We start from the raw sequence: 26669 nt of genomic DNA, 5'->3' as shown, positions 1-26669 counted from the left end.
TGATGTCACCTCGCTCTCTCGTTCGCGTCGGTCTGGTCAGCGTTGCGGCTGTATTGGCGACGCTGGCCGTACTGCTGCTGGCGCTGCGTATTTTGGCTAGCCAGGCGGATGCCTTGACCCCACGCCTCGAAGCCTTGCTCGAAGCGCGTATTGGGGTGTCGGTGCATATCGATCGGCTTGCGCTCTCGTTAGAGCGCAACGACCTGCATGTAGAACTCGAGGGGCTTCGGTCGCAAACGCCCGCAGACGAAGCCTTGGTGGAAGTTGACCGCCTCTCGCTGCGCCTTGATGTGTGGGAAAGTCTGCGTCGGTTCGCGCCCATTTTCAGCGATGCGCGTATGTTTGGGCTTGGCTTTCATCTTTACCAGCAGCCGGATCGTGAGTGGAGCTGGCCCTCCCCAGCCAAGTTGCCTCTCGGCGTTACCCCCGAGCCCGACGTCGATCTTGCCTCCTTGGATGCCTGGGCGGAGCTTCTTTTACGGCAACGCGTTTGGGTCGACAATAGTCGCGTCACTCTGCACGGTCAGGAGCAGACCGTGATGCTTCACGCCCCTTCGCTTTTGCTCAACGGCGACCGACACCGCACTCGGCTAGAAGGAGCGCTGACGATCGTCGATGCCCCCGATGCCAGGGACGCCGAACTTCCGGCCATGACCATGCGCGCAGAGATGCAGCCGGGGCAGCGGGGGTTGCGTGATTTTTCGGCGACGCTGCAGCTCGATATGCAGCTCGACCATCTGGTGGTGCTAGCGGCGCTGTTCCGACCAGATCGCATGCCTTTTCTCGAGCAGGTAGGCGGCCAAGTGCAGCTGTGGGGGCACTGGCAGGAAGGCTCGCTGGCAGATGCGCGGCTGGCGCTGGATATTCCCGAGCTGACGTTGCGCAAAGACGTCGAATACGCCGTGCTGCGTAACATCCAGGCGACGGGGCAGTGGCTGCGGGATGGTGACGGTGGCGAAGCATGGCTTAGCGGCAATGCCGAGACCGTCGAGTGGGCACAACCCGAGGGCATCAGCGATGGCCCAGCCCTGCCGCGCCACTGGTATGTATCCCACCAGCCAGGGCAGTGGGAGTTGCGAACCAGTGCGTTCGAACTCTCCTCTCTGGCGGCGTGGCGTGAGTATGCACTGCTGCCGGAATCCCTGACGCGGGTGCTGCAAACGCTCTCACCCCGGGGGCAGGTGCAGGGGTTGCGTCTGGGACAGCGAGACGGGCGCTGGGGCGTCGATGCGGCGCTCACCAACGTTGCCGTGCTGCCCTGGCAACAGGCGCCGGGCGGAGGGCCGTTGGATGCCTGGGTGCAAGCCCGCGACCTTCGTGGTCGCGTGACATTCAACAGCGCAGGCGACAGTACGCTCTACTTCCCCAAACTGTTTGACGTGCCGATGCAGCTTCGCCATGCGGAGGGCATCGTCGAGTGGGTGTACGACGGTCCTAATACCATGATCAGCGGCCGCGAACTGAACGTTGACTGGGATGGTGCCAAGGTCAGCGGTGGATTTGGCCTGATCACCGGGCAGCAGAACGGTCAGTTTGGCCTCGATATCGCTTTTGCCGACGTAGATGCGCGCACTCGTCCGCTCTCGCAATGGCTGCCGATGAAAGCGTTCGACCCTGCCCTGCGTGATTGGTTAGCAAATGATATCGGTGGTCGCGTGCCGCAAGGCTCGCTGAAGCTGAGCCAGCCTCTGGGGCCCAATGCGTCATCCGAGCAGCTTTCGGCGACGCTGGCGCTAGCGGTCGAACAGGGGCGTTTGCCAATGGCCCCCGGTTGGCCCGCGCTAGAAGAGATCGAAGGGCGCCTGCTCTGGCAAGGCGGGGTGCTACAAGCTGACGTGGCGCGTGCCCAGAGTCAGGGAGTCGACGTCACGAACGGCCTGGTACGTATGGAAGAGAAGCAGCCGCTTGCGCTGTCGGCAGATCTGAACAGTGACGGCGATGCCTTGTTGAGATTCCTCCAAGCCATGCCCGATACGGGCCCGCTACCGCTGGGCGATTTGGTGGCAGAGGGACAGCTCGATGGCGACATCGCGCTGGTACTTCCACTAGAAGCTCCTGAGACACTTCAGTTAGAGCTCAATGTGCGGCCGGCACTCGCGGTGATAGATGTCGTCTCCCTACCCATCACACTGCGGGATATCGATGGTGAGCTTCACTGGCAGCAAGTGGGGCCCGAGCACGCGTTGACCGGCGCGCTGAGCAGTCGGTGGCAGGGGGGGGATCTGCAAGCGACGTTCACGGCCGATGAGCGTGTAACGCTAGACGGGCGCGTGGCTTCCTCGGCGCTGTGGGCGCTGGCCGGGGTGCCCGCCGAACAGGCTCGTCAAGTCGTCGATGGTAGCGCCCAGTGGCAAGCAGAGATTGCGCTGTCGCCCAGCCCCGTAGTGACGTTGCAGAGCCGTTTGATCGGTATGACCAGCGCGCTGCCGGCGCCTTTTGCCAAACGCAGTGAGGAGCCTTGGCCGCTGCGACTGCGCGCGGAGCTGGCGTCTGGGCAAGTCGCCATGCAGCTAGCCGATAAGGCTGCGGTCAGGGCGCAAACACTGGCAAGTGGAGAGCTGGCGGCTGATGTGTCCCTGGGTAGCGCGGTTCAGCGCCCCGGCTGGCCCCAAGACCCCGGCTGGCGTTTTGACGCGGGTTTTGACGTGCTGGATCCCATGGCATGGCAGGCGGCACTTGCACCGCTGATGTCGGCCGACAGCGCATCCGCCCAGGGCGATCACCCACCGTTCGACGTGCGGTTGCACACCGACTGTCTGATGTTTCGAGACACCTGCCTGGGTACGATCGATGCCTCCGGCACGCTCAGTGCAGAGCGAACGGCGCTGACGCTCAGCGGTGATATGTTGACAGGCCGAATTGATTACCAGCCAGCCAGTGCGCGCCCGCTGGATATCGCCATTTCCTCCCTAGTGCTGGATCCGCTTTTCGAGTTACCCTCCAAGCCGCACGATGCCAGTGCAGCCGCGCCTGACTCTTGGGTCGAGGCGGTCGACACCCAGCACGTCGATCCGGTGGCCATTCCCGACGGGCTGGCGGACCTACCCAACGGCAGGTTGCGGCTAGCGGAGCTCAGCGTGGGCAATCGTCGCTTTGGGCCGCTCACGGCCTTCTGGCAAACCGATGATCGCCGTTTTTCGCTATCGCCGGTGGGGGTGACCCTTGGGCAGCTCTCTGCCCGGGGGGAGTTGGTATGGGAAGGCAATGCGGTGAATAGCCGAACACGCGCCGATATCTCTATTCAAGGCGGGGACGTGGGCACGGCGCTGGAGCGCCTGGAACAGCCGGTGGCTATGCGCAGCCGAACGACGGATTTGTCTGCCAACCTCACTTGGCCCGGTGCACCCTGGCAAGTAGATTTGAGCCGCGCTGGTGGCGAGATGAGCGCAGATATTCGCGACGGCCGCTTCGTGACGCTCGAATCGACGCCAGCGCGCTTAGTGGGCCTGCTCAATTTTGATAATATTTTGCGCCGCCTGCGGTTCGACTTCTCTGATTTGACCGGCCAAGGCACGGCCTTTGATCGTGTTCACGGCACTGCCGACGTTGCCCAAGGGCAGTTACTGTTGCGTGGCCCCCTACAAATTGATGCACCCGCCACCACGCTGTCACTGACGGGAAGTGTTAACCTCTTACAGCGTGAACTTGATCAGCGTCTCGGCGTCACACTGCCCGTCAGCCAAAGTTTACCCATTGCCGCCATTGCGGTCGGTGCGCCCATCGTCGGCGGCGCGCTCTTCATTGCCGATCAGCTGTTCGGTGATGCGCTGGATCAAGCAACCACTATCTATTACCGCGTGCAAGGTCCCTGGACCTCGCCGCAAGTGACTTTAGAAGGCCCCCAATGACCGCACACAAAAGCGATATAGAGTCTGCTGTTTCCATTTTGCTTACCCCAGGTGGCCTCGATCTGAACGCTCTGGATACGGGCCTGGGCTATGCCATGGGATCAGGCATCGATTATGCCGATCTCTATTTTCAGCGAACCTGGCAAGAGGGTTGGGTTCTGGAAGATGGTGAAGTCAAAGAGGCCAGCTATAACATCGACGGCGGTGTGGGCGTACGTTCACTGGCGGGCGAAAAAACGGGGTTTGCCTACTCCAACCAAATCACTGCCGATGCATTGATGGATACCGGACGCACGGCGGCGGGCATCGTTCGCAGTGGTAAGCAGTTGCCCGGCCAGAAAGTAACGCCGGTCAGTGCCGCCGCGCGCTATGCGGGCATCGACCCACTTGCCGGGCTGTCGGCCGAAGAGAAGGTCGCGATGTTGAAAGAGGCCGACCGAGTAGCCAGAGCCGCCGACCCGAGTATCAGTCAGGTGAGCGCATCCCTGTCGGGGACTTACGAAGTCGTGCTGGTGCGTGCCAGCGACGGCACTCTCGCCGCGGACATTCGTCCCCTGGTGCGCTTTAACGTTAGTGTGATCGCGGCCAAGAACGGCCGCCGCGAGCGCGGTGGCGCGGGGGGCGGTGGTCGCTACTCCATGGCGCGCCTGCGCGACGAAGGCGTGGCCGAGCGCTACGCCAAAGAGGCCGTGCGTCAAGCGCTGGTCAACCTCGAAGCCATCGATGCACCGGCCGGGCAGATGCCGGTCGTGTTAGGCGCAGGCTGGCCGGGCATTCTGCTACACGAAGCCGTTGGCCATGGCTTGGAAGGCGATTTCAACCGCAAAGGCAGCTCGGCCTTTGCTGGCCGGATGGGACAACAGGTCGCCGCCAAGGGTGTCACGGTGGTCGACGATGCGACGGTACCGGATAGCCGTGGTGCGCTCAGTGTGGACGACGAGGGCACGCCCGGTCAGTACACGCCGTTGATCGAAGACGGTATTTTGACGGGTTACATGCAGGATAAGCTGAACGCACGCCTGATGAAGATGGCGCCGACCGGCAACGCTCGTCGCGAGTCGTTTGCACACCTGCCGATGCCGCGTATGACTAACACGGTGATGCTGGCCGGACAGGATGACCCCGCCGATATCATCAAAAGCGTCAAGCGGGGCATCTACGCGGTGAGCTTCGGTGGCGGCCAGGTGGATATCACGTCGGGCAAGTTCGTCTTTTCGGCCAGCGAAGCTTACATGATCGAAGATGGCAAGATCACCGCACCGGTGAAGGGCGCGACGCTGATCGGCAACGGGCCTGAGGCCATGGGGCGGGTGTCGATGATCGGCCATGACATGGCGATGGACACCGGGATTGGCGTGTGTGGTAAAGAGGGGCAGGGCGTGCCGGTCGGTGTGGGTCAGCCCACCCTGAAACTGGATGAACTGACTGTCGGCGGCACGCAGTCTTCTTGAGCGGCCTGTTAAAGCGCTAATGTCTCGCGCAGGTGCTTGAACAGCTTGCGCGAGCTGGTGGGTGGCTTGCCCTGCTCGCGCTCTTTGCGTGCGTTGCGCACGAGTTGGCGCAGCGCTTGTCGGTCCGCATTGGGGTAATCGGCCATGAACAGATCGACGGCGTCATCGCCCTCGTCGACCATGCGATCCCGCCACTTCTCGAGGCGATGAAACGCATGGTCGCGCTGCTCTTTTTCCTGCTCGATGGCATCGAACACGCCCTGGATGGCCGTTAGATCCTCTTTGCGGATGAGCTTGCCAACGTATTGCATATGACGGCGGCGGCCCTCATGCGAGCGGATGCGGGCGGTTTCATCGATGGCACGCAACATGTCGTCCGACAGGGGGAAGCGGGCGCGTTCGGCAGGGTTCATGGCAATCAGCGTTTCGCCAAGCGCCTGCAAAGCATGCATCTCACGCTTTAGCTGCGATTTACTGGGACGCTCTTCCTGTTCGTCGATGTCGATTGGCTCGGGGCGTTGCTTGGGCATATAAGAACTCACTGATTAGATTCGTTTGCAGCATTATATCAGGCTGCGACCACAACATTGATTCGCCAACGCGATTCAGGCGAAAAGGAGGCCAAATGGCACAGGCATTTGATGCATCGGCGCAGCAGGCACTGCTGACACAGCGCGCTGAGGAAGCGCTTGCCCTGGCAAAGCAGCTAGGAGCAGATGCCGCCGAAGTGGGCGCCAGCGTTGACCAGGGCATGGGTGTCAGCGTTCGTTTGGGCGAGGTGGAAACCGTTGAACTATCCCGGGATCAAGGCATTGCGGTGACGCTTTACGTGGGCAAACGGAAGGGAAGTGCGTCTTCTACCGATGCCAGCAGCGCCTCGATTCGTGCCACGGTAGAAAAGGCACTGGCGATTGCCCGCTATACGGGCGAAGACCCCGCCGCCGGTCTGGCAGAGGCAGCGTTAATGGCCACCGAGCTGCCCGATTTGAAAGTGCATCACCCTTGGGCGCTCTCGACGGAGGAGGCCATCGATTTGGCGCTGCGCTGTGAGCAGGCAGGTCGCCGCGTCGAGGGGATCCATCAGTCGGAAGGGGCATCGCTTTCAAGTGGTGAGGGCGTGCGCGTTTATGCCAATAGCCACGGCTTTCTGGGGACTCAGAAAGGCAGCAATCACTCGCTCTCCTGCATGCTGATCGCTCAGGATGACCAAGGCATGCAGCGTGATTATGACTACACGGCGGCACGGAATCCGCTCCATTTACGCCAGCCAGAAGACGTGGGGCAAGAGGCCGCAGCGCGTACGCTACGGCGACTGGGCGCGCGTCGACCGCCGACCGGTACCTTTCCGGTGCTGTTCGACCCGACGCTGGCCAGCGGCCTGATCGGTCATCTTATGGGTGCTTTGGCAGGCGGAGCGCTTTACCGCGAAGCCTCCTTTCTATGCGACCGCCTGGGGACACCGCTTTTTCCCGAGTGGTTTGGATTGGAAGAGCGACCCATGGAAGTGGGGGCGACGGCGAGTTCGCCATTCGATGCCGAGGGGGTACAAACCCGCAATAATCGTTTCATCGATCAGGGGCAGGTCGCCAGCTACATGCTCTCTGCCTACAGCGCACGGCGTTTAGGCATGCACTCGACAGGCAATGCAGGCGGCGCACGTAACCTACGCTTGCTGGCTCCTTTGACACCGCGTGCCGAGCTCTTGAAACAGATGGGGCGCGGTATCTGGGTCACCGAACTCATGGGCCAGGGGGTGAATGGGGTGACCGGTGATTACTCGCGAGGCGCGGCGGGTTTTTGGATCGAAAACGGTGAGGTTCAGTACCCGATTGAGGAGTTCACGATCGCCGGTAACCTGAACAAGATGTTTGCAGGACTGAGCGCTGTGGGCGATGACACGGATACCCGTGGCAGCATTCACACGGGTAGTTGGCTTGTGGATGCGATGACCGTCGCTGGCAGCTAATCGTTGACGCGGAGTCGGTTACTGGTCTTCGTCAAACCGCGCGTCGAACAGCGCTTCGATGGCATCGAGCGCTTGTTCGGCGTCTTCCCCTTCCGCAGCTACAGTGAGTTCGGTGCCGCAGGGCGCCGCGAGCATCAGCAGCGACATGATATTAGCGGCATCGGCTTTTTGCTGCTGCTTGTATACGTGGATGCTGGCAGAAAACTGCTGGCCACACTGAACCAATTTGGTGGCCGCGCGGGCATGGAGGCCGCGCTGGTTGGTAAGGGTTAACGTTCTTTCGGGCACTCTGGTTCCTTTTTGCCGAGTGGGTCTTTGAATAAAAAGGCTTAGGGCGTACGGGTGGTCGCGGTGGTGGGGCTTGGCGCCACGGGCTCTTCGCTCAGCGTGTACTGCAGCCCCAGTTCGCGATGCCTCAACTGCACTTCTCCGGTCTGCTTAACGAGCCGCTGGGCGAGCTGCTCCACCATGTAAACGGAGCGGTGCTGACCGCCCGTGCAGCCGATAGCTACGGTCATGTAGCTACGTTGGCTGTTTTGGTAGGCCGGTAACCACTTCTCCAACCAAGCCTGAATATCGCTGGCCATGGCTTCCACTACCGGGTAACCGCTCAAGAAAGCGACGATATTGGCATCGCGGCCAGTATATTGCCGAAGGGTAGGGTCCCAGTATGGGTTGGGCAGACAGCGTACGTCGAAGACCAAATCCGCATCCAGCGGAACGCCGCGTTTATAGCCGAAGGACTCAAAGGTGAGCGTGAGCTGATGCTGGCGCTGGTGGGCCACTTGATCGGTAATGCGGCGGCGCAAATCGTGGACGGAGAGCCGAGACGTATCGATCAATAAATCGGCGAGATCGCGTATTTCATGTAGCGTCTCCTCCTCTTTGTTGATCGCCTCTTCCAGCGTCATTTCGCTGTCGCGAGTGAGGGGGTGGCGACGACGAGTGGCGGAGTAGCGCTCCAGCAGAATGCGTGCGTCCGTGGTTAGATAGATCACCTGAAAACGAATGTCTCGCTGGCGTAGCTCTTCCAACAGCGCTGGCAGACGCTCCAGCGCGATGGGGAGGTTGCGCGCATCGATGCTAACGGCAATACGGGTGCGTTCGCCTTGAGCGCGCAGCTCATCGATCAGCGAGCCCAGCAGCATGGCAGGTAAGTTATCGATCGCATAATAGCCAAGATCCTCCAGCGCTTGTAAGGCGATAGATTTACCGGACCCCGAACGGCCGCTAATGATCACCAGTTGCATAGCGTCTCTCTTGGCGTATGAGCGTAGGAAATAAACAGTGATGGACGTGTGAGTATCTTACGCGGCCTGTTCGCGTATCTTGGCCGTCATTAGGGTCAATAACTCTTTTTGACTGCTGGCTTTGCGTAACTGTTGACGGGTATTCGCATCGTTCATGATCGTCGCGACTTGCCCAAGCAGAGCGAGATGCGTGTCGTCCGCCTCTTCGGGTACGAGCAACACGAACACTAGATCGACGGGGTCGCCATCGATGGCATCGAAATCGACCGGCTCGGCAAGTTTCAAAAAGCCGGCGATGGGCGAGCTACAGTGCGGGCTACGTGCGTGGGGGATGGCAACGCCGTTGCCAATTCCCGTGCTGCCGAGACGCTCGCGTCCAATCAGGCGGCTAAACACTTCTTGGCTATCGAGGCTGGGTGTGTTTTGGGCGATGAAGGTGCTGAAAAACTCCAGCACCCGTTTTTTGCTGCCCCCGGGCACGTCGTAGAGCACGCGCTCCGGGGGGAGGATGGTTTCCAACGTCATTGAGTTAACGCACGCCTGCGCCCTGGGCGCGAGCTTGTGCTTTTTCCTTGTGTTTAACGAGTTGACGATCGATTTTGTCTGCGAGCGCATCGATAGCGGCATACATGTCGTTATCGAGGGCTTCGGCATGAAGGTCGGCACCGGCGGCATGCAGCGTACAGGCTGCCTGCTGGCGTTCCTTCTCGACAGATAAGGTCACTTGCACCGTGGTGATGTTGTCGTAGTGGCGTTCGACGCGTTCCAGCTTTTCGTTAACGTAGTCACGCAAGGCGTCAGTCAGTTCAACGTGATGACCAGTGATGTTTACTTGCATTGACGTGCTCCTTATCCATCGGGCTGTACTTCGATTGTAACCCTTTTTGCGCTATTGCAAAGCCCCTGCGTCGAGTTTGTCATGCCCTACCGTTTAACTAACGTAAACGGCGGCGCTCACTGGACGAGGGAATACCCATTGACTCGCGATATTTCGCTACCGTACGCCGGGCAACGCTGATGCCTCCCTCCTCAAGGAGGGTCACCAGGCGACTATCGGAGAGCGGTTTACCCGACGGCTCCTCTTGTATCAGTTTTTTGATCCGTGCACGAATGGCGGTGCTGGAGTGGCTATCGCCGCCATCGTGGCTGCTGACTTGGCTCGAGAAGAAGTACTTCAACTCGAACACGCCTCGTGGCGTATGTATGAATTTCTGCGTCGTCACACGGGAGATCGTGGACTCGTGCATCTCCACGGCCTCGGCGATGTCGGCCAGGATCAGCGGTTTCATGGCCTCTTCGCCGTGCTCTAGAAAGCCGATCTGGCGGGCGATGATTTCACGACCTACTCGCAGAAGCGTGTCATTACGGCTGGAAAGGCTTTTGATCAGCCAGCGAGCTTCTTGGAGGTGCTCTTTCAAGAACTGGTTGTCTTGGCTCTTGTCGGCGCGTTTGATCAAACTGGCGTAATCGGGCTGGATACGCAGGCGCGGCAGCGCCTCCGGGTTGAGCTCTAAGTGCCAGCCCTCGTTGTCATGGCGCACGACCAAATCGGGCGTAATATAGCTGTCGTCGGTCACGCCGTAGGCGCTGCCTGGGCGTGGGTCAAGGCTGCGAATTAAACGGATGACGTCGTCCAACTGCTCGTCATCCAGGCTCAGGCGGCGCTTGAGTAGCCGTAAATCGTCTTTGCCCAAGGCTTCGAGAAACTGACGCACCAAGCGTTTTGCGGGCATCAATAGCGGGGTGTCTTCAGGCAGCGCGGCCAGCTGAAGCATCAGGCACTCGCGCAGGTCGCGGGCAAACACGCCGGTGGGCTCGAACTGTTGTAAGCGCAACAGGGTGTTTTCTACTTCACGCTGGCTCAGGCTGTCGTGGCCTTGCGCCTTGAGGCCTTCGCGGATGTCGTTGAGCGGTTGAGTGAGATAGCCGTTGGCATCCAGTGCATCGATCAGGCTTTCGGCAATGGCATAGTCGCGGGGAGAGAAGTCAGTCATGGCCAATTGCCATAACAGATGGCCATGAAGGCTTTGGCCTGCGGCTTGGCGCTCGAAGTCGGGTCCTTCGCTGCTACCGCCCAAGCTGCCCATGTCTTGGTAGGTGTCCGACCAGTCGCTGTCTACGGAGAGTTCGTTGGGAATGCTGTCCGACCACTCGGCCTCTTGAGGCTCGCTAACAGCCTGTTCGCCAAACTCATCCTCTTGTTCGAGCATGGGGTTAGCGTCCAGCGCTTGCTGAATTTCTTGACGGAGGTCCAGCGTTGAGAGCTGTAGCAGGGCAATGGCCTGCTGCAGCTGAGGTGTCATGGTCAGCTGTGTGCCGATACGCAATTGGAGAGAAGCTTTCATGACCATCTGAGAACCACTCGTTAATCAGAAAGCTCCACCCTAGAGCGAGTTATGACTCTGTGCAAGTGCAATAAGCATGCCACTAAAAGAAAAGTTTGGTCAGGCCAGAGTTTAGAGGCGGAAGTCTGCGCCTAGATAGACATCACGAACCTTCTGGTTATTGAGGATCTCCTGGGCGTTTCCACTGGCGATGATATGGCCGTCGCCAACGATGTAGGCAATGTCACAAATATCCAGGGTTTCGCGCACGTTATGGTCAGTGATCAAGACGCCGATGTGGCGTTTTTTCAGTGCGCGAATGATGGTTTTGATTTCACCCACTGAAATAGGGTCGACCCCGGCAAACGGCTCGTCGAGCAGAATGAATGCGGGCTCGGTAGCGAGTGAGCGAGCGATCTCCACTCGGCGGCGCTCGCCCCCTGAGAGGCTCATGCCCAGGTTGTCGCGAATGTGGGTAATATGGAAATCTTCGAGCAGTGACTCGAGGCGTGCTTCCCGAGCGCTGCGGTCCAGCGCTTTGCGCGTCTCGAGAATCGCCATGATGTTATCGGCCACCGAGAGCTTGCGGAAAATGGAGGCTTCCTGGGGAAGGTAGCCAATCCCGGCCATGGCGCGCTCGTGCATGGGCGCATGGGTCAGGTCGACGTCGTCGATACCGACGCTACCGGCATCGGATTTGACCAGTCCAACGATCATGTAAAACGACGTGGTTTTACCCGCCCCGTTGGGCCCCAGCAGGCCGACGACGCTACCCTGAGCGATTTCCAGGTTGATATCTTTCACGACCCGACGGCGTTTGTAGCTCTTCGCTAGGTGATGGGCGTAGAGCGTTTTGACAGGTGCGGAATCTGCAGAGGTTGATGCTGCCACGTGGCCGCTCCCTATTGTTCGGGCTGAAGAGTCATGCGAATGCGCTGGTTGTCGCTACCGCTCACGTCGGAGCGTGCTTGCACCACTTCCTGGTCGATGAAGTACTCCAAACGCCCCCCTTGGAAACGGTCGCCTTGCTGTGTCAGTTCGGCTTGGTCGATCAGTTCGACACGGCGTTCGGCGACATGGTAAACGATACGACGCGCCCAGCCCTCCATGGGGGTTTCTTGATCTTCGAGCTGATTGCGCAGGTAGGCGCGCTCACCCGTGGCAATGGCGCGTGACAGCTCGCCTGAGTCGTTGCGCTGAATTTCGACGCGTTCGCCGCGCAGTTGCATCTCGCCCTGGCGAATGTCCACGTTGCCTGAGTAAACAGCGGTGCCAGCGCGCTGGTCGAGGTCCAGGCGGTCGGCTTCGACCTCGATGGGGGCTTGGCTTTGTGCCATGGCCGCCGTGGCGAGGGGTAGGGTTAACGCAAAGAGTGCAGTGCGGAGAGAGGCGTTCATCGCGACTCCTCAGGGTTACGAGTGGCAGGCGGGTGGACGCCGCGCACGTTATTGGTCAGGCGGACTTGGCTGTCATCGAGCCAAACGTCCATGCGGGAGGCTTCCATGCGCTGCGGCGGCTGCTGCAACAGCACGGGCGTATCGCTCCAGGCATGGCGCGTCACGCCATCGTAGTTTAATTGCTGCGTGTCGAGCTGCCAGCCCTCTTCGGGAGCCAGTAGCCGGGCAGACCCTCTTAGCGTCAGGGCCTGGGAATCGGTATTCAAGGTGCCGGTGTCTGCCGTGGCCAGCCACTCCCGCTGTTCGCTGTCGAACAGCGTCGCGCGCGGCGACATGACATCGGTCATGGCCGTTTGAGGCGTATGGACCAGTCGAGGCGTGACCAGCGACTGCTGGATAGCGCCTGTCTCGCCAAACAGGGTAATTTCGGCGTTCTCCAACACATGCCCAGGCTCCTGGGCACGGGCCTCCTGATCGATCTCACCCTCTTGCGGGCCGCGCGGGTCCAGCCAGACCAGCAGTCCGCCCAGGGCCACGACCATCGCCGTGATCCACACCCGTTTTCTGACTCTGAGACCCATCACGAGTGCCTGTGAAGATACGTGTCGAGCACGGCATCCCAGTGCCCTTGCGAAGTGAGCAGCGTATCGCAAATTTCACGTACCGCGCCGTGGCCGCCTAGCCGTTCCGTGATCCAATCGGCATGGGTGTGCATGTAATCAGGCGCATTGGGGACCGTGATGCCGACGCCGCAGCGCTTGATGGGAGCGAGGTCAGGCAGGTCATCACCGCAGTAGGCCACCTGCTCGAGGGTGATATCCAGTCGTTGGCAAAGCGCGCGAAGCGTCGTGAGCTTATCTTCGCAGCCTTGGTGAACGTGGCTAATGCCGAGCGCCGCCGCGCGCTGGCTGACCATGGGCGAATCGCGTCCGGTAATCAGTGCCACGTGAATGCCGACCCGCTTGAGCAGTTTCAAACCATGCCCGTCTTGGGTGTGAAACGCTTTGATTTCGATGCCGTCCGCCTGAAAGTAGAGGCGGCCATCCGTCAAGACGCCATCTACGTCTAGCGCGAGGAGTTTTACACGGCGAAGTCGGTCGAGTAGTGCATCGGGTAGGGCCATATAGCCTCCTTAACATCCATGGCGAAAAGCGTTATCACGCAGTTAAATCACACCGCTGGCTAGCAGATCGTGCATATGTAGCGCGCCGATGGGGCGCTGCTGCTCGTCGACGACAGCGAGCGCGGTTATCCGGCTATCTTCCATAATACGAACGGCCTCGGCAGCCAGTACGTCAGGGCCGATACGTTTGCCTGGGCGCGTCATGACATCGTCGACGCGCACGTCGCGCAGGTCATGAAATTGATCTAATGTGCGCCGAAGGTCGCCATCGGTATAGACGCCCGCCAAACGGCCTTCGCTGTCGATGACGCAAGTGAACCCCAGCCCTTGGCGCGTGATCTCCAATAGTGCATCGCGTAGCGGGCTTCCCAAAGCGACCTGGGGAAGCCTTGAGCCATCGTGCATTAGGTCACGCACCCGCAACAGCAGGCGCTTACCCAGACTGCCACCCGGATGGGACAGCGCAAAATCCTCGGCGGTAAAGCCGCGTGCTTCGAGTAGGGCAACGGCCAGAGCGTCGCCAAGAGCCAGTGCCGCCGTGGTTGAGCTAGTAGGCGCGAGGTCCAGTGGGCACGCCTCGCGTTCCACGCCGCTGTCTAAATGGGCATCGGCGTGGCGGGCAAGGGTAGAGCCTGGGCGCCCGGTCATGCTGACCAGCGGGGTGCCAAGCCTTTTAAGAAGTGGTAGGAGCGCCGTCACTTCGGCGGTTTCGCCGGAGTTGGAGAGCGCGAGTACTACATCGGTACGGGTAATCATGCCCAAGTCGCCGTGACTGGCTTCACCTGGGTGTACGAAAAAGGCGGGCGTGCCGGTACTCGCCAGCGTCGCAGCAAGTTTGCCCGCGATGTGTCCTGACTTGCCCATGCCGGTGACGACCACCCGGCCTTGACAGGCGAGGATGAGCTGGCAGGCGTGATCGAACTGTTCGTCCAGTTTGGCCTGAAGGCCGCCGATGGCCGCTTGCTCAATTTGCAGCGTTCGCAGCGCACTTTCACGCAGTTGGCTGGGTGTAGAGAGTGGCTGGCCCATGGCATGTCTCGTTTTCATAAAGTGAATAGGTAGCAAGTAAGAATAACATCTTGCGGCGCTATTTAGCTAAAGCGTGGCAAACTCACCAGCCCCGTGGCGATGCATACGCCGTAAAAAAGGTTGGCGTAGTAATCATTTGCGCCGCTGTTACTGAGAGTAGCGTTAAGATACGATGTTCGATAATATTTCGAAAACACTGTTTTTTAAACTGCCCCGTGACTTGTCGGTTTATACTGACGCGTTCTGGCATCAACGATGAAGGTCAATCAGCACATGACGGATGTTCCCTTCATACAGGTCGAAGACGTCTACTTTTCTCGCGGTGAAAGCGAGATCTTTCGCGGTGTGAGTATGACCATCCCTCGCGGTCAAGTAACGGCCATCATGGGGCCAAGCGGTACGGGTAAAACGACACTCTTGAAGCTCATCGGTGGCCAGCTGACGCCCGATCGTGGTCGGATCTTGATCGATGGGCAGGATGTACACCGGCTGTCACGTAAAGCGCTGTTCGCACTGCGCAAGCGCATGGGCATGCTGTTTCAAAGCGGGGCCCTGTTTTCGGATCTGGACGTTTTCGAAAACGTGGCCTTTCCGCTACGTGTTCATACGGATTTGCCAGACGCGATGATTCGCGACCTGGTGCTACTAAAACTCCAAGCGGTAGGACTGCGGGGCGCGAGGCACTTAACGCCTGCCGAACTGTCTGGAGGGATGGCGCGTCGGGTAGCGCTAGCGCGTGCCGTAGCGCTGGACCCCGAACTGATTCTTTACGACGAGCCGTTCGTCGGCCAGGACCCCATTTCCATGGGCGTGCTGGTGCAGTTGATCAAGCGGCTCAATCAGGCGCTGTCGCTGACATCGGTAGTGGTCTCTCACGATATCAAAGAGACGTTGAGTATCGCGGATTACCTCTACTTGATCGCCGATGGGCAGGTGGTGGCTCACGGCTCCCCAAGCACGCTGGAGACGAATCAGGACCCTCGGGTCAGCCAGTTCATGCACGGCGAACCAGATGGCCCGGTACCGTTTCACTATCCTGCAGAGACGCTCTATCGGGATATCCTCGGCCACGATTTAGCAATAAAGGCAGGGTAGATGCAGTCCAAATTTTCTCACTACGCGGCGCGAGTGACCCGCCTGGGGCGCAAAGGGTGCGACGTGGTCGAAGCGCTAGGACGCGCCACGGTGTTTCTAGTGCAGTCGGCCGTAGGGGTGCCGTCGCGGGAGGGATGGTCGCTTTGGCTACGCCAAATGCACTTCGTGGGCGTCTTGTCGCTGGCCATCGTGTTGGTGTCGGGGCTTTTCATTGGCATGGTGCTGGCGCTGCAGGGGTATACCATTTTGGTGGATTTCGGTGCTGAGGAGGCATTGGGCCAAATGGTCGCCCTCTCACTGCTGCGTGAACTTGCTCCAGTGGTTGCGGCGCTGCTCTTTGCTGGACGGGCAGGGTCTGCCTTGACCGCCGAAATTGGCTTGATGAAAGCCACCGAGCAGCTCACCAGTATGGAAATGATTGGTGTCGACCCGCTGCGGCGTGTTGTGGCTCCCAGGCTTTGGGCGGGCTTCGTCGCGCTGCCCATTCTGACCGTCGGTTTTAGCGTTGTGGGTATTTGGGGCGGCTACTTGGTGGGCGTCGAGTGGCTGGGCGTTTTCGAAGGCTCGTACTGGAGCAACATGCAAGCCAGCGTGTCGTTTTTCGATGACATCGGTAACGGCATGATCAAAAGCGTGGTCTTTGCCCTCGTCGTGACCTGGATTGCCGTGTTTCAAGGATATGACCTAGTGCCGACCTCGGAGGGGGTTTCCCGCGCCACCACACGCACGGTGGTGTACTCCTCGCTGGCCGTGCTCGGGCTGGATTTCGTTTTAACCGCCGTCATGTTCGGCGGCCTTTAAGGGTGGAGTAGTCTCATGAAACGCAGCAAAACCGTAGAGTTTGGCGTTGGTCTCTTTATGTTGGCCGGCATCGTTGGGCTAGTGTTTCTTGGCCTGCGTGTCAGCGGTTTGACGCTATCGGCGCCCTCCGACACGTTTCGCCTGGAGGCCAATTTTGCCAACATCGGCGGTTTGAAGCCGCGCGCACGGGTCACCATGGCAGGCGTTACGGTAGGCCGGGTAGAGGCCATCGAGCTGGATACGGAGTGGTACGACGCGCGCGTCATCCTCAGCCTGGATAGTGAGCTGGAGGGTCAGCTTTCCCAAGATACCACCGCCGCCATTTTGACGGCCGGCCTGCTGGGAGAGCAGTACATAGGGCTCAGCGTTGGCGGTGCGCCAGAGGTGCTGGAGGAGGGTGACGTCATCCGCGATACCCAGTCCGCACTGGTGTTGGAAGAACTTATTCAGCAATTCGTATCCAATATGGTCAGCAACTAGCTGCCATCCGTTATCTTCATTCAAGAGGTCGAGATGATGTTCAACGTTTATTTTGCTTTCGTTCAGCGCGTTGCGTTGGCCGCTCTGCTCATGCTGGCACCGCTGCTGGCTCAGGCGCAAACCCAATCTCCCGAAGAGATGATTCGTGACAACATCGAATCCTTCATGAGTCAAATCGATGGCAAGAAGGAGTATTACGCCAACAACCTGGATGAACTGAAGGCGCTGGTGAACGAGAGTCTCGATGACGTAGCAGATTTTCGCTATATCGGTGCCAGTGTGATGGGGAGCTATTTCCGCAACGCAACGCCGGAACAGCGGAGTCAGTTTGCCACCGTGTTTCGTCAAACGCTCATCGACACGTACACCCGTGGTTTGGTGACGTTTGATTATGATGAGCTGCGCGTATTGAGCGAGCAGCGCGGACAACGCTATGACGATCAAGCCAGTGTGGATATGGAAATCGTGGCGAGCAATGGTCAAGTGTATCCGGTGAGCTACAGCCTGCGTCTGTCTGATGGCCAGTGGCGCGTGGTGAACGTGATCGTCAACGGCATCAATCTGGGGCTGACCTTCCGCAACCAGTTCGATCAGGCCATGCGTGACAATAACCGTGACTACGATGCGGTCATCCGCGGTTGGGCACCCGAAATCGGCGTCGATGAGCTGGAGCAGGGAGGCGACGCGTGACATCGCTCCTCTCTCGCTCAGAGGTGACGCTGTCCGTGCAGGACGATACGCTGCTGGTCGCGGGCGATTTGGTCATGAGTGCCGCCGCCGACGTGGCCGCTCGGGGCGTTCAGTGGCTGCGTGAATTCGAGCGTTCATCAGTGCGTTTGGATTTTGCGCAAATCAGCAAAGCAAGCAGCGTGGCGCTTAGCGTTCTGTTCGAGTGGCTGCGTGCTTGCCAAGCGCTTCAGATCACGGTGCGGTCCATCGTATTGTCGCCGCCACTGCAGCGGTTGGCGTCTCTGGCAGAGCTGGACGCACTGACCGCTCGAGACGTCTCTGCCTGATATGCGCAACCCCAAGAGCAGCCTACGGCTGCTCTCTTCATTGGCGGCGTGGCTCAGCATCGCCAAGTGAGCTGCTTTTCTTTATCATGTCTCCCTATTGCTTACCATTTCAACGACCCCAAAGGAGTTTCCTGTCTCATGCAACCCAACGAGGTAAAAGCACTGCTTGAATCCCGCATCGATGGGTGTGAGTTCCACATCCAGGGTGAAGGCTGCAATTTTCAGGTGATTGCGGTTGGTGAAGCCTTTGAAGGTCTTTCTCCAGTGAAGCGTCAGCAGCTCGTTTACGCCGCGCTCAGCGAAGAGATCGCGTCGGGCGCACTGCACGCTATCAGTATCAAAACGTTTACTCCGACGCAGTGGCAAACTGCGGCGGAAAACGCTCAGTAACGGCCGCTCCATGGATAAACTCATTATTACGGGCAATGGCTCGGTCGATGGCGAAGTGTGGGCAAGCGGCGCAAAAAATGCGGCGCTTCCCATTTTGTGTGCGAGCCTATTGGCAGATGGTCCGGTGGTCATCGGTAATTTGCCGCATTTGCAGGATATTACCACCACGCTAGAGCTGCTCGGGCGGATGGGCGTCGAGCCGGTGATGGGCGAGAAGATGAGCATCCAGTTGGATGGTTCTCAGGTGACCCAGTGTCATGCACCCTACGAGCTCGTGAAGAAAATGCGCGCTTCCATTCTGGTGCTCGGCCCGCTGTTGGCTCACTTTGGCAAGGCGGATGTCTCGCTGCCAGGCGGCTGCGCCATCGGCTCTCGCCCCGTGGACCTTCACCTGCGTGGTCTGGAGGCCATGGGCGCGGAGATTCATGTCGAGTCGGGCTACATTCGTGCCCGTGTCGACGGTCGCTTGAAAGGTGCGACGATCTTTTTCGACACTGTGACCGTGACCGGTACGGAAAACCTGCTGATGGCTGCAACGTTGGCAGAGGGGCGTACCATTCTCGAAAACGCCGCCCGTGAGCCTGAGGTCGTCGATCTGGCCGAGTGCCTGATCAAGATGGGCGCGAAGATCCGTGGTCACGGAACAGACACCATCGTCATCGATGGCGTCGCCTCACTGCACGGCTGTGAGCACGATGTCATGCCCGACCGTATCGAGACGGGCACCTTCTTGGTGGCCGCCGCTATGACAGGTGGGCGAGTGAAAGTAAAGCGCACGCGGGCCGATATTTTGGAAGCGGTGCTCGCCAAGCTGGAAGAGGCGGGCGCCGATATCGACAGCGGTGACGATTGGATTTCGCTGGACATGCACGGCAAACGCCCTAAAGCGGTCAATATCCGCACGGCGCCTTACCCCGCGTTCCCCACTGACATGCAGGCGCAGTTCGTCGCCATGAACGCTGTTGCCGAAGGACACTCACGAGTCGTTGAGACGATCTTCGAAAACCGCTTCATGCACGTGCAAGAGCTGAACCGTATGGGCGCGAACATCGTACTAGAGGGTAATGCTGCGTTGATCAAGGGCGTTGATAAGCTTTCTGGCGCTCCGGTCATGGCCACGGACCTTCGTGCTTCCGCATCGCTGGTCATTGCGGCCATGATGGCCGAAGGGGAGACGCTGGTCGATCGTATCTACCATATTGATCGTGGCTACGAGTGTATCGAGGAAAAATTACAGCTGCTGGGGGCGAAGATTCGCCGTATTCCCGGCTAAGCCACGCGGACAACACTGGCCTTAGACCATGAGTAAGCAACTGATTTTGGCCCTTTCCAAAGGGCGTATTTTGGATGAAACGCTGCCCTTGCTGGCAGATGCGGGCATTACGCCCGCCGAAGACTTGAGCAAAAGCCGCAAGTTGCTGTTCGATACCAACTTGCCCGATGTCAAGCTGGTGATCATTCGCGCCACCGACGTGCCCACCTACGTACAGTTAGGCGCGGCAGATGTGGGTATCGCCGGTAAAGACGTGCTGTTGGAGCACGGCGCGGAAGGTCTTTACGAGCCGCTCGATCTGGACATTGCTCGATGCAAGCTGATGACGGCAGGCGTGACCGGGCAGCCGCCTGCCAAAGCGCGCCGCCGTGTGGCCACTAAGTTCGTCAACGTCGCGCGTCGCTACTACGCCGAGCAGGGGATTCAGGCAGAGGTCATCAAGCTCTACGGAGCGATGGAGCTGGCTCCGCTCATGAACTTGGCCGATGAGATCGTCGATATCGTCGACACTGGCAATACGCTTCGCGCTAACGGCATGGAGCCCCGAGAACTCATCGCCCATATCAGCACGCGTTTGGTGGTCAATAAAGCGGCCATGACCATGAAGCACGACCGCATCAAGCCGCTGCTAGCGCGCCTGGAAAGTGCCGTGAAAAAGCGTCAGACGCAGCCTATCGAATGACACGAGGTTCATCATGAGCGATACAACCACAGCCACTATTGCCCGCCTCTCGACCCGTGACGCGGCCTTCCACCAGCGCCTCAATGCGCTGCTGGATTGGGAGGGCGTGTCTGATAAAGCGGTCCAGGCTCGTGTTGAAGAGATCTTGGCAGACGTCAAGCAGCGCGGTGATCAGGCCGTCATCGACGCCACGAACCGCTTTGACCGTCTGTCGGTCGCGTCCATGGATCAACTGTGTCTCTCCCCCGAGCAGTTGAAAAAAGCGTACGACGGTTTGCCAGAGGCCCAGCGAGAGGCGTTGGCCACGGCCGCCGAGCGCATCAAGCGCTACCATGAGCGGCAGAAACCGACCTCTTGGCAGTACGAAGAGGCTGACGGGACGGTACTCGGCCAGAAAGTCACCCCGCTCGATCGGGCCGGTATTTATGTGCCGGGTGGCAAAGCGGCCTATCCGTCCTCGGTGTTGATGAATGCGATTCCTGCCCACGTAGCGGGCGTGCGTGAAATCGTCATGGTGGTGCCCACGCCGGATGGTGTGCTGAATGATCTGGTGCTGGCGGCAGCGCATCTGGCGGGCGTGGACTACGTGTTCACCATTGGTGGCGCTCAAGCCGTCGCTGCGCTGGCCTACGGCACGCAAAGTGTTCCTCGCGTCGATAAAATCGTGGGCCCAGGCAATATCTACGTCGCCACGGCCAAGCGAGCCGTGTTCGGTCAGGTGGGTATCGATATGATTGCCGGGCCTTCCGAAATCATGGTGGTGTCGGATGGGCAAACCGATCCGGATTGGATCGCTATGGACCTCTTCTCCCAAGCCGAGCATGACGAAGACGCGCAAGCGATTTTAGTGAGCTGGGACGCCGCGCATTTGGACGCTGTGGCGGCTTCCATCGAGCGGTTGCTGCCAACGCTAGAGCGCGAAGAGATTGCCCGCGCCTCGCTGAACCGCCGCGGCGCGCTGATTCTGTGTCACGATCAGGCTGAAGCGATCGAGATGATCAATCGCATTGCGCCAGAGCATCTTGAATTATCGGTCGCAGAGCCTGAGGCATGGCTAGACGATATCCGCCATGCGGGCGCGATCTTCATGGGTCGCCACACGTCGGAAGCGCTGGGAGATTACTGTGCAGGCCCGAACCATGTCCTGCCGACGTCCGGCACGGCGCGCTTCTCCTCGCCGCTAGGTGTGTACGATTTTCAAAAACGCTCTTCCATCATCCATTGCTCTCCAGAGGGCGCCTCCGAGCTGGGTAAAGTGGCTTCCGTGCTGGCGCGCGGGGAGTATCTTACTGCCCATGCGCGCTCGGCGGAGTATCGTATCCGCGACTGATAGGCAGTAAGAACGCCCCGGCAGGGCGGCTCAAGAGCCGCTCTGCCGATCGGCTGACGTAGCGTTGGTCGGTACGGGGCGCTCGCCTACCTCCAGCGTCATTTCCATGCGTTCGCCGCCGCGGACAATCGTCAGCGGTAGCGACGTACCGGGCGGGATCGAAGCGATATCGCTCATGGTCGCTCGGGCATCCAAGATGACTTGTCCGTCGATGGAGAGCAGTACGTCACCTGGCTGCAAGCCTGCCTGGGCGGCAGGGCCGCCGCTCACGACGCCTGCGACGATGACTCCCTGCGGCGTCCGTAATCCAAACGATGCGGCCAGCTCCCTTGAAAGAGCCTGGGCTTCGATGCCCAGCCACCCTCGAATGACCCGTCCGCGGGTGACCAGCTCGTCCAAAATGCTGTGCGCGAGATTGGCAGGAATCGCGAAACCAATCCCCTGGGAGCCGCCGGAGCGAGAGAAGATCGCCGTATTGATTCCCACCAATGCGCCGTCTGGGTTGACCAGCGCGCCGCCTGAGTTACCGGGGTTAATGGCGGCGTCGGTCTGAATGAAGTCTTCGTAAGCATTCAATCCCAGGTGGCTGCGCCCGGTGGCGCTGATAATACCCATGGTAACGGTTTGGCCAACGCCAAAGGGGTTGCCAATGGCCAGCGCCACATCGCCCACCGCGACCTCTTCTGAGTCGGCAAGCTCAATGACCGGTAAGTCGTCTAGGTCAATCCGGAGCACTGCCAGATCGCTTTCTGGATCGGTGCCGATGACTTCCGCGAGGGTTTCACGCCCGTCGCGAAGCGCGACCTGTATTTGGTCGGCGCCGTTGATCACATGATGGTTGGTCAATACGTAGCCGTCGTTGCTGACGATGACGCCAGACCCCAGGCTCGACAGCATGCGCTGGTGGGTCGTGGCATCGTCACCGCTGAAAAATTGGTTGAAGAAGGGATCGGACATCAGCGGGTGCTGGTCGCGCTCGACGATTCGAGATGAGTAGATGTTCACCACCGCAGGGGCGGCTTGATTGACGGCGTTGGAGTAGCTAGCAGGGCCTTGCTGCCGGGAAAGCGGAGCTGCTTGTTTGATATCCGGCGCCGGACGATTTGCACTGGGTTCGCTGCTGGTCGTTGGGACCAGTGCAGGGGGGGATTCGAAGGCGGTGGGAGCCTCCTCCGTTACCGGGGGCGTTTGACGGAATGGGTTGGGCAGCTGCTCGGGAAAGGCGAGCAGCACCACGGCCGCAAGCAGAAGCCCGGTCAAAATGGGCCATAAATAAGGCAGCACGAAGCGGTGCATGCGAAAGTTCCTCAGCGTGTGGCAGTCTAAACGGTCGCGAGGTTCGCGATAACGTAAAGCGAGTCTTACAATGGCGCTATGGTAACACCGAATGCCGCTGTGCCTCACGGGGGCTGGTTTAATTGCAAGAAGGAGAGAGCGTGAATCACCGTGATCAGTTAGTCGCTGCCTGCGACCACCAGTTACGCGCCACTCAATTCAAAGATTTTACGGTCAACGGCCTTCAGGTCGAGGGGCGTGAGCAGGTGCGTCGGGTCATGACAGGAGTGACGGCTTGCCAAGCGTTACTGGAAGAAGCCGTGGCATGGCAGGCCGACATGGTGCTCGTGCACCATGGCTATTTCTGGAAGAACGAGCCTGTCCCCATCACGGGCATGAAGCAGCGTCGAATCAAAACGTTGTTGGCCAATGATATCAGCTTGTTGGCTTACCATTTGCCGCTAGATGCCCATGCGGAGATGGGGAATAATGCGCAGTTGGCCAAGCGCTTGGGTTGGAAAGTCGAGGGATGTCTAGACGGAGAGTTGGGTGAAGGGCTGCTCTGGTCGGGACGGCTGGTGACGCCACAGAGTGTGTCAGCGTTGGCGCAGCAAGTTGGCGTTATCCTCGAACGCGAGCCGCTCGTCGTCGAGGCGCCAAGCCGTGAGCCCATCGAGCGGATTGCCTGGTGCACCGGTGGGGCACAAGACATGATTACGGCGGCCTACGAGGCCGGTGCCCAGGTGTTTATATCGGGCGAGATCTCTGAGCGAACGACCCACTTGGCCCGTGAAATGGGCATTCACTATCTAGCAGCGGGACACCACGCGACCGAGCGTTACGGTGTTCAGGCCATGGGCGAATGGCTGGCCAGCGAGTTTGGCGTTGAACACCGTTTCGTCGATATCGATAATCCGGCCTAGCCGAGGGTGGGGAGCAGGTTGCTGACCAGGGCCACAACAGGGTGGGCCCTGGCACGCGGTGATAGCGTCACGCGTTTAGTAGCGTGGCGGCTGGGCAGCGGTATTATCTGTGGCTCTGTTCTCTTTGAGGCCAAAGTCTTCCGATAGCGTCCCGTTTTTGCCAGCGGCGTAGTCCCGAGGCATGGCAACGCTTTGGTCGCCGTCAGGGGTGGCGGTCGGCTGAGAGGACGGTTTGATGCTCGTGAGTTTCCATTGGGCGGCTTCGCTCTCTACTTGCTGCTCTAGCTGGTCCGCCTCATGGCGAATATTCTCCAGGCGCTGCTGAATGCCGGTGAGGTGATGGTTCATCCCTTTCTTTAAATCGGCAATTTGGTGTTCACGCTCAAGCAGCGTCTGCTTGAGCGAAGCGACGTCTCGCGCACCTTTGCTGAAAAGCCGATAGCACCCAAGGCCAATGATGAATCCCACGGCCAAGCCAATGATTGCAAAAGTGAATGGCGAGCTTGCTTCCACAGTCCTTCTCCCTAAGTAATGCGCGCCGCTGTGTACAGGGCGTGACTTTAAAAACCGCCCCATTATAGGCGCGTCTCAGTCGGTTGGGTCAATCCGCTCATGCGCTTAGCGTTCAAGCGGCGTATAATTGCCCTCATTTTTGTTGAGCTCGTGTTGTCTGGCGCTTTAAGGCGGCGGGCACGCACTCAGGCTCAAGTGTTGCGGGAGCACCATCTTCATGCCATCAGTGTCTGAGCGTCAGGCGTCCGATTCCACTCGTCGCCCCACGCCGCTTGAGCGCTATCAAGCCGATCTCAAGCGCAGCGATTTTCAGTATGACCCGGCCCAAGAGCAGGCGGTCAAGCATCTCCAGCGGCTCTATGATGAGCTGTTGGCGACGCCAACGACGGTGCCCAAGGCCGTGGTGGCCAGCAAAGGAATCAAAGCCAAAATGGCAGGTTTGCTGGGTAAGAAGCATGCGCCTGCCAAACCGCCGTTGCCCCAAGTAAAAGGGCTCTACTTCTGGGGAGGCGTGGGGCGTGGTAAGACCTACTTGGTCGATACCTTTTATGAGGCGCTGCCGTTTCCCGAAAAAATGCGCACCCATTTTCACCGGTTCATGCAGCGGGTTCATAATGAGCTAACTCATTATAAAGGCGAGAAAAACCCGCTCACTCTCATCGCGGGTAAATTTGCCGCCGAGGCACGCGTTATCTGCTTCGATGAGTTTTTCGTCAAAGATATTACCGACGCCATGATTCTCGCTAACTTACTGGAAGCGCTCTTCCAGCGCGGCGTGGTATTGGTGGCGACATCGAATATCGTCCCGGACGATCTTTACAAGGATGGGCTGCAGCGTGCGCGGTTCGTGCCTGCCATTGAATTGGTAAATCGACATTGCGAGGTGGTCAACGTCGATTCGGGTATCGACTATCGTCTGCGGGCACTGGAGCGTGCTGAAATTTTCCATGCGCCTCTCGACGCTGCGGCCGAGAAAGAGCTAGCGCGCAGCTTCCGAGAAATTGCCGGTCAGCCTGGGGAGGAGGGTGCACCGCTGGAAGTTAATCACCGGGTGCTCAAAACGCGTCGCCTGCATGAAGATGTGGTGTGGTTCGAGTTTGCCGAACTGTGTGACGGCCCGCGCAGCCAAAACGACTATATCGAGCTGGCCCGCGAATTTCATACCGTTCTGGTGGCCAATGTGCCGCGGATGGATGGCAAGATGGACGATCAAGCGCGGCGTTTCATCAACATGGTGGACGAATTCTATGATCGCGGCGTGAAGCTGCTGATGTCTGCGGAAGTGCCGGTGGAGTCGCTTTACAGCGACGGTAAGCTGACGTTCGAGTTTCAGCGGACCTTGTCGCGATTGCAAGAGATGCAGTCTCGCGAGTATCTGGCGCTGGCGCACAAGCCTTAGGGTGGTGGCACGCAAAAAAAGTCATAGAGCCCTTAACTTGAGCGGATGCTTACTGTAGAATGCCGCCTCGCTACACGTTGCTGGCATTTGCCCGCAACCAAAAAAAATAGGGATGGTGCTTCACCGCCTAGCGGTGTGAGACACCCAACACACTTAATCTGGTGATTTCATCCATGAAGACGTTCAGTGCTAAGCCGCAGTCCGTCCAGCGCGACTGGTACATTGTCGACGCTACGGACAAAACGCTCGGTCGTCTGGCAACCGAGATTGCTCGCCGCCTGCGTGGCAAGCATAAGCCCGAATTTACCCCTCACGTTGATACCGGTGACTACATCGTCGTCATCAACGCCGAGAAAGTCCAAGTAACCGGTAACAAGGCGAAGGCAAAGACCTATTATCGCCACACAGGTTACCCGGGCGGTCTGCGCTCCATGACATTCGACAAAATGATCGATCACGCTCCTGAGCGTATCATCGAGTCTGCCGTCAAAGGCATGCTGCCGAAAGGTCCGTTGGGTCGCGCCATGTATACCAAGTTGAAAGTGTACGCCGGTGCCGAGCATCCGCATGCTGCCCAGCAGCCGCTTGAACTGAACATCTGAGGAAATCTTCGCCATGACACAGCAGTATTACGGTACCGGGCGCCGCAAGACTTCCACCGCTCGTGTGTTCCTGAAGCCGGGTTCCGGCAAAATTACCGTCAACAATCGTGAACTTGACCAGTACTTCGGTCGTGTTACCGGTCGCATGGTTGTTCGTCAGCCGCTAGAGCTGACCGAGACGCTGAACCAGTTCGACGTGTACGTGACCGTTGAAGGCGGCGGCGGCTCTTCACAGGCTGGCGCCATTCGTCACGGCATCACGCGTGCCCTGATGAACTACAACGAAGATCTGCGTCCTACGCTGCGCGCTGCGGGTTACGTTACTCGTGATGCTCGTCAAGTTGAGCGTAAGAAAGTCGGTCTGCGTAAAGCACGTCGTCGTCCGCAGTTCTCCAAGCGTTAATTCTACGCTATGCGGCAAAAACGCCCAGGTCAAAGACCTGGGCGTTTTTTATTGGAATATCAAAAAATTATAACGCTTGTACCACCATCGTCCGGGGCG

29 protein-coding genes are annotated in these 26669 nt (G+C 59.2%); 16 read left to right on the top strand and 13 right to left on the bottom strand.

The window, feature by feature from the left end:
- Positions 1 to 2 precede the first annotated feature (2 nt).
- Entirely contained in the window at positions 3 to 3848 is a 3846-nt protein-coding gene (locus tag AB6K10_RS15820; RefSeq protein ID WP_368473624.1) for a YhdP family protein, read from the top strand.
- Positions 3845 to 5299 carry a metalloprotease TldD gene (gene tldD, locus AB6K10_RS15815; RefSeq protein ID WP_339119255.1) on the top strand — a complete coding sequence of 485 codons (1455 nt, stop codon included), beginning with the start codon at positions 3845 to 3847 and terminating at the stop codon, positions 5297 to 5299. The genes AB6K10_RS15820 and tldD overlap by 4 nt, the downstream gene beginning before the upstream one ends.
- Positions 5300 to 5307: 8 nt before the next feature.
- On the opposite strand, the gene yjgA is transcribed toward tldD, so the two are convergent.
- Complete coding sequence (gene yjgA, locus AB6K10_RS15810) at positions 5308 to 5829, bottom strand: ribosome biogenesis factor YjgA (protein ID WP_159342578.1); 522 nt, start codon at positions 5827 to 5829, stop codon at positions 5308 to 5310.
- 95 nt (positions 5830 to 5924) lie between these two features.
- Between yjgA and pmbA the strand changes: the two genes are divergently transcribed.
- A complete protein-coding gene (pmbA, locus tag AB6K10_RS15805; RefSeq protein ID WP_339119254.1) occupies positions 5925 to 7265 on the top strand; it encodes a metalloprotease PmbA in 1341 nt (446 codons plus the stop codon).
- Between the two features lie 18 nt (positions 7266 to 7283).
- On the opposite strand, the gene AB6K10_RS15800 is transcribed toward pmbA, so the two are convergent.
- From AB6K10_RS15800 to AB6K10_RS15755, 10 genes are all read right to left on the bottom strand, one after another.
- A complete protein-coding gene (locus AB6K10_RS15800; RefSeq protein ID WP_159342576.1) occupies positions 7284 to 7553 on the bottom strand; it encodes an HPr family phosphocarrier protein in 270 nt (89 codons plus the stop codon).
- Between the two features lie 41 nt (positions 7554 to 7594).
- Complete coding sequence (gene rapZ, locus AB6K10_RS15795; protein ID WP_159342575.1) at positions 7595 to 8515, bottom strand: RNase adapter RapZ; 921 nt, start codon at positions 8513 to 8515, stop codon at positions 7595 to 7597.
- Between the two features lie 57 nt (positions 8516 to 8572).
- Positions 8573 to 9040 carry a PTS IIA-like nitrogen regulatory protein PtsN gene (gene ptsN, locus AB6K10_RS15790; protein ID WP_253015958.1) on the bottom strand — a complete coding sequence of 156 codons (468 nt, stop codon included), beginning with the start codon at positions 9038 to 9040 and terminating at the stop codon, positions 8573 to 8575.
- A gap of 4 nt (positions 9041 to 9044) precedes the next feature.
- Complete coding sequence (gene raiA, locus AB6K10_RS15785; RefSeq protein WP_027335376.1) at positions 9045 to 9353, bottom strand: ribosome-associated translation inhibitor RaiA; 309 nt, start codon at positions 9351 to 9353, stop codon at positions 9045 to 9047.
- Between the two features lie 97 nt (positions 9354 to 9450).
- Entirely contained in the window at positions 9451 to 10866 is a 1416-nt protein-coding gene (locus AB6K10_RS15780; RefSeq protein ID WP_253015960.1) for an RNA polymerase factor sigma-54, read from the bottom strand.
- Positions 10867 to 10971: 105 nt separating this feature from the next.
- Positions 10972 to 11730, bottom strand: coding sequence for an LPS export ABC transporter ATP-binding protein (gene lptB / locus AB6K10_RS15775; RefSeq protein ID WP_159342573.1), 759 nt, complete (start codon positions 11728 to 11730; stop codon positions 10972 to 10974).
- Between the two features lie 11 nt (positions 11731 to 11741).
- A complete protein-coding gene (gene lptA, locus AB6K10_RS15770; RefSeq protein ID WP_285263408.1) occupies positions 11742 to 12236 on the bottom strand; it encodes a lipopolysaccharide transport periplasmic protein LptA in 495 nt (164 codons plus the stop codon).
- Complete coding sequence (gene lptC, locus AB6K10_RS15765; RefSeq protein WP_159342571.1) at positions 12233 to 12817, bottom strand: LPS export ABC transporter periplasmic protein LptC; 585 nt, start codon at positions 12815 to 12817, stop codon at positions 12233 to 12235. Before lptC ends, lptA begins: the two co-directional genes overlap by 4 nt.
- Entirely contained in the window at positions 12817 to 13359 is a 543-nt protein-coding gene (locus AB6K10_RS15760; RefSeq protein WP_159342570.1) for an HAD family hydrolase, read from the bottom strand. The genes lptC and AB6K10_RS15760 overlap by 1 nt, the downstream gene beginning before the upstream one ends.
- Before the next feature lie 42 nt (positions 13360 to 13401).
- Positions 13402 to 14388, bottom strand: a complete 987-nt coding sequence (locus AB6K10_RS15755) for a KpsF/GutQ family sugar-phosphate isomerase (protein ID WP_159342569.1) — start codon at positions 14386 to 14388, stop codon at positions 13402 to 13404.
- Positions 14389 to 14661: 273 nt separating this feature from the next.
- Between AB6K10_RS15755 and AB6K10_RS15750 the strand changes: the two genes are divergently transcribed.
- The 9 genes from AB6K10_RS15750 to hisD all read left to right on the top strand — a co-directional run bounded on the left by AB6K10_RS15750 (position 14662) and on the right by hisD (position 21455).
- Positions 14662 to 15483 (top strand): ATP-binding cassette domain-containing protein, encoded by an 822-nt coding sequence (locus AB6K10_RS15750; RefSeq protein WP_159342568.1) that lies wholly within the window; start codon positions 14662 to 14664, stop codon positions 15481 to 15483.
- Positions 15484 to 16284, top strand: coding sequence for a lipid asymmetry maintenance ABC transporter permease subunit MlaE (gene mlaE / locus AB6K10_RS15745; protein ID WP_285263407.1), 801 nt, complete (start codon positions 15484 to 15486; stop codon positions 16282 to 16284). It abuts the gene before it with no gap.
- 15 nt (positions 16285 to 16299) lie between these two features.
- Positions 16300 to 16764: an outer membrane lipid asymmetry maintenance protein MlaD gene (mlaD, locus tag AB6K10_RS15740; RefSeq protein WP_159342566.1), complete on the top strand. Its 465-nt coding sequence runs from the start codon at positions 16300 to 16302 to the stop codon at positions 16762 to 16764.
- A gap of 90 nt (positions 16765 to 16854) precedes the next feature.
- Positions 16855 to 17454 carry a phospholipid-binding protein MlaC gene (locus AB6K10_RS15735; protein ID WP_285263550.1) on the top strand — a complete coding sequence of 200 codons (600 nt, stop codon included), beginning with the start codon at positions 16855 to 16857 and terminating at the stop codon, positions 17452 to 17454.
- A complete protein-coding gene (locus AB6K10_RS15730) occupies positions 17451 to 17780 on the top strand; it encodes a lipid asymmetry maintenance protein MlaB (RefSeq protein WP_159342565.1) in 330 nt (109 codons plus the stop codon). Before AB6K10_RS15735 ends, AB6K10_RS15730 begins: the two co-directional genes overlap by 4 nt.
- Before the next feature lie 138 nt (positions 17781 to 17918).
- Positions 17919 to 18170 (top strand): BolA family protein, encoded by a 252-nt coding sequence (locus AB6K10_RS15725; RefSeq protein ID WP_044629957.1) that lies wholly within the window; start codon positions 17919 to 17921, stop codon positions 18168 to 18170.
- A 10-nt stretch (positions 18171 to 18180) separates the two neighbouring features.
- On the top strand, positions 18181 to 19443 hold the full coding sequence (gene murA / locus AB6K10_RS15720) for a UDP-N-acetylglucosamine 1-carboxyvinyltransferase (RefSeq protein WP_159342564.1): 1263 nt from the start codon (positions 18181 to 18183) through the stop codon (positions 19441 to 19443).
- A 28-nt stretch (positions 19444 to 19471) separates the two neighbouring features.
- Positions 19472 to 20125 (top strand): ATP phosphoribosyltransferase, encoded by a 654-nt coding sequence (gene hisG / locus AB6K10_RS15715; protein WP_159342563.1) that lies wholly within the window; start codon positions 19472 to 19474, stop codon positions 20123 to 20125.
- Between the two features lie 13 nt (positions 20126 to 20138).
- A complete protein-coding gene (hisD, locus tag AB6K10_RS15710; protein WP_285263406.1) occupies positions 20139 to 21455 on the top strand; it encodes a histidinol dehydrogenase in 1317 nt (438 codons plus the stop codon).
- A 30-nt stretch (positions 21456 to 21485) separates the two neighbouring features.
- Here hisD and AB6K10_RS15705 read toward each other — a convergent pair whose 3' ends face one another.
- Positions 21486 to 22751, bottom strand: coding sequence for a S1C family serine protease (locus AB6K10_RS15705; RefSeq protein ID WP_253015972.1), 1266 nt, complete (start codon positions 22749 to 22751; stop codon positions 21486 to 21488).
- 140 nt (positions 22752 to 22891) lie between these two features.
- Between AB6K10_RS15705 and AB6K10_RS15700 the strand changes: the two genes are divergently transcribed.
- On the top strand, positions 22892 to 23653 hold the full coding sequence (locus tag AB6K10_RS15700; protein ID WP_285263405.1) for a Nif3-like dinuclear metal center hexameric protein: 762 nt from the start codon (positions 22892 to 22894) through the stop codon (positions 23651 to 23653).
- A gap of 75 nt (positions 23654 to 23728) precedes the next feature.
- Here AB6K10_RS15700 and AB6K10_RS15695 read toward each other — a convergent pair whose 3' ends face one another.
- Positions 23729 to 24166 (bottom strand): DUF1043 family protein, encoded by a 438-nt coding sequence (locus AB6K10_RS15695; protein ID WP_285263404.1) that lies wholly within the window; start codon positions 24164 to 24166, stop codon positions 23729 to 23731.
- Between the two features lie 217 nt (positions 24167 to 24383).
- Between AB6K10_RS15695 and zapE the strand changes: the two genes are divergently transcribed.
- The 3 genes from zapE (at position 24384) to rpsI (ending at position 26570) form a co-directional block, all read left to right on the top strand.
- Positions 24384 to 25565, top strand: a complete 1182-nt coding sequence (zapE, locus tag AB6K10_RS15690) for a cell division protein ZapE (protein WP_253015976.1) — start codon at positions 24384 to 24386, stop codon at positions 25563 to 25565.
- 173 nt (positions 25566 to 25738) lie between these two features.
- Positions 25739 to 26167 (top strand): 50S ribosomal protein L13, encoded by a 429-nt coding sequence (gene rplM, locus AB6K10_RS15685; RefSeq protein WP_159342557.1) that lies wholly within the window; start codon positions 25739 to 25741, stop codon positions 26165 to 26167.
- Between the two features lie 13 nt (positions 26168 to 26180).
- The gene (gene rpsI / locus AB6K10_RS15680) at positions 26181 to 26570 is read left to right on the top strand and encodes a 30S ribosomal protein S9 (RefSeq protein WP_044629966.1); all 390 of its coding nucleotides are present in this window, start codon (positions 26181 to 26183) and stop codon (positions 26568 to 26570) included.
- Positions 26571 to 26669 lie beyond the last annotated feature (99 nt).

This window comes from Halomonas sp. BMC6 (genome assembly GCF_964204995.1).
GTDB lineage: Bacteria > Pseudomonadota > Gammaproteobacteria > Pseudomonadales > Halomonadaceae > Vreelandella.
Note: the sequence above shows the minus strand (reverse complement) of the source record. Positions and strands in the feature narration are given on the sequence as shown.

Coding starts and splice junctions, on each gene's coding strand:
- rapZ (WP_159342575.1), bottom strand. CDS start 8,515: ATGCAACTGGTGATCATTAGCGGCCGTTCGGGGTCCGGTAAATCTATC.
- rplM (WP_159342557.1), top strand. CDS start 25,739: ATGAAGACGTTCAGTGCTAAGCCGCAGTCCGTCCAGCGCGACTGGTAC.
- AB6K10_RS15735 (WP_285263550.1), top strand. CDS start 16,855: ATGCTGGCACCGCTGCTGGCTCAGGCGCAAACCCAATCTCCCGAAGAG.
- lptC (WP_159342571.1), bottom strand. CDS start 12,817: ATGGGTCTCAGAGTCAGAAAACGGGTGTGGATCACGGCGATGGTCGTG.
- AB6K10_RS15820 (WP_368473624.1), top strand. CDS start 3: ATGTCACCTCGCTCTCTCGTTCGCGTCGGTCTGGTCAGCGTTGCGGCT.
- mlaE (WP_285263407.1), top strand. CDS start 15,484: ATGCAGTCCAAATTTTCTCACTACGCGGCGCGAGTGACCCGCCTGGGG.
- pmbA (WP_339119254.1), top strand. CDS start 5,925: ATGGCACAGGCATTTGATGCATCGGCGCAGCAGGCACTGCTGACACAG.
- AB6K10_RS15755 (WP_159342569.1), bottom strand. CDS start 14,388: ATGGGCCAGCCACTCTCTACACCCAGCCAACTGCGTGAAAGTGCGCTG.
- lptA (WP_285263408.1), bottom strand. CDS start 12,236: ATGAACGCCTCTCTCCGCACTGCACTCTTTGCGTTAACCCTACCCCTC.
- AB6K10_RS15780 (WP_253015960.1), bottom strand. CDS start 10,866: ATGGTCATGAAAGCTTCTCTCCAATTGCGTATCGGCACACAGCTGACC.
- tldD (WP_339119255.1), top strand. CDS start 3,845: ATGACCGCACACAAAAGCGATATAGAGTCTGCTGTTTCCATTTTGCTT.
- murA (WP_159342564.1), top strand. CDS start 18,181: ATGGATAAACTCATTATTACGGGCAATGGCTCGGTCGATGGCGAAGTG.
- AB6K10_RS15760 (WP_159342570.1), bottom strand. CDS start 13,359: ATGGCCCTACCCGATGCACTACTCGACCGACTTCGCCGTGTAAAACTC.
- rpsI (WP_044629966.1), top strand. CDS start 26,181: ATGACACAGCAGTATTACGGTACCGGGCGCCGCAAGACTTCCACCGCT.
- AB6K10_RS15725 (WP_044629957.1), top strand. CDS start 17,919: ATGCAACCCAACGAGGTAAAAGCACTGCTTGAATCCCGCATCGATGGG.
- zapE (WP_253015976.1), top strand. CDS start 24,384: ATGCCATCAGTGTCTGAGCGTCAGGCGTCCGATTCCACTCGTCGCCCC.
- yjgA (WP_159342578.1), bottom strand. CDS start 5,829: ATGCCCAAGCAACGCCCCGAGCCAATCGACATCGACGAACAGGAAGAG.
- AB6K10_RS15705 (WP_253015972.1), bottom strand. CDS start 22,751: ATGCACCGCTTCGTGCTGCCTTATTTATGGCCCATTTTGACCGGGCTT.
- mlaD (WP_159342566.1), top strand. CDS start 16,300: ATGAAACGCAGCAAAACCGTAGAGTTTGGCGTTGGTCTCTTTATGTTG.
- hisD (WP_285263406.1), top strand. CDS start 20,139: ATGAGCGATACAACCACAGCCACTATTGCCCGCCTCTCGACCCGTGAC.
- raiA (WP_027335376.1), bottom strand. CDS start 9,353: ATGCAAGTAAACATCACTGGTCATCACGTTGAACTGACTGACGCCTTG.
- ptsN (WP_253015958.1), bottom strand. CDS start 9,040: ATGACGTTGGAAACCATCCTCCCCCCGGAGCGCGTGCTCTACGACGTG.
- hisG (WP_159342563.1), top strand. CDS start 19,472: ATGAGTAAGCAACTGATTTTGGCCCTTTCCAAAGGGCGTATTTTGGAT.
- AB6K10_RS15750 (WP_159342568.1), top strand. CDS start 14,662: ATGACGGATGTTCCCTTCATACAGGTCGAAGACGTCTACTTTTCTCGC.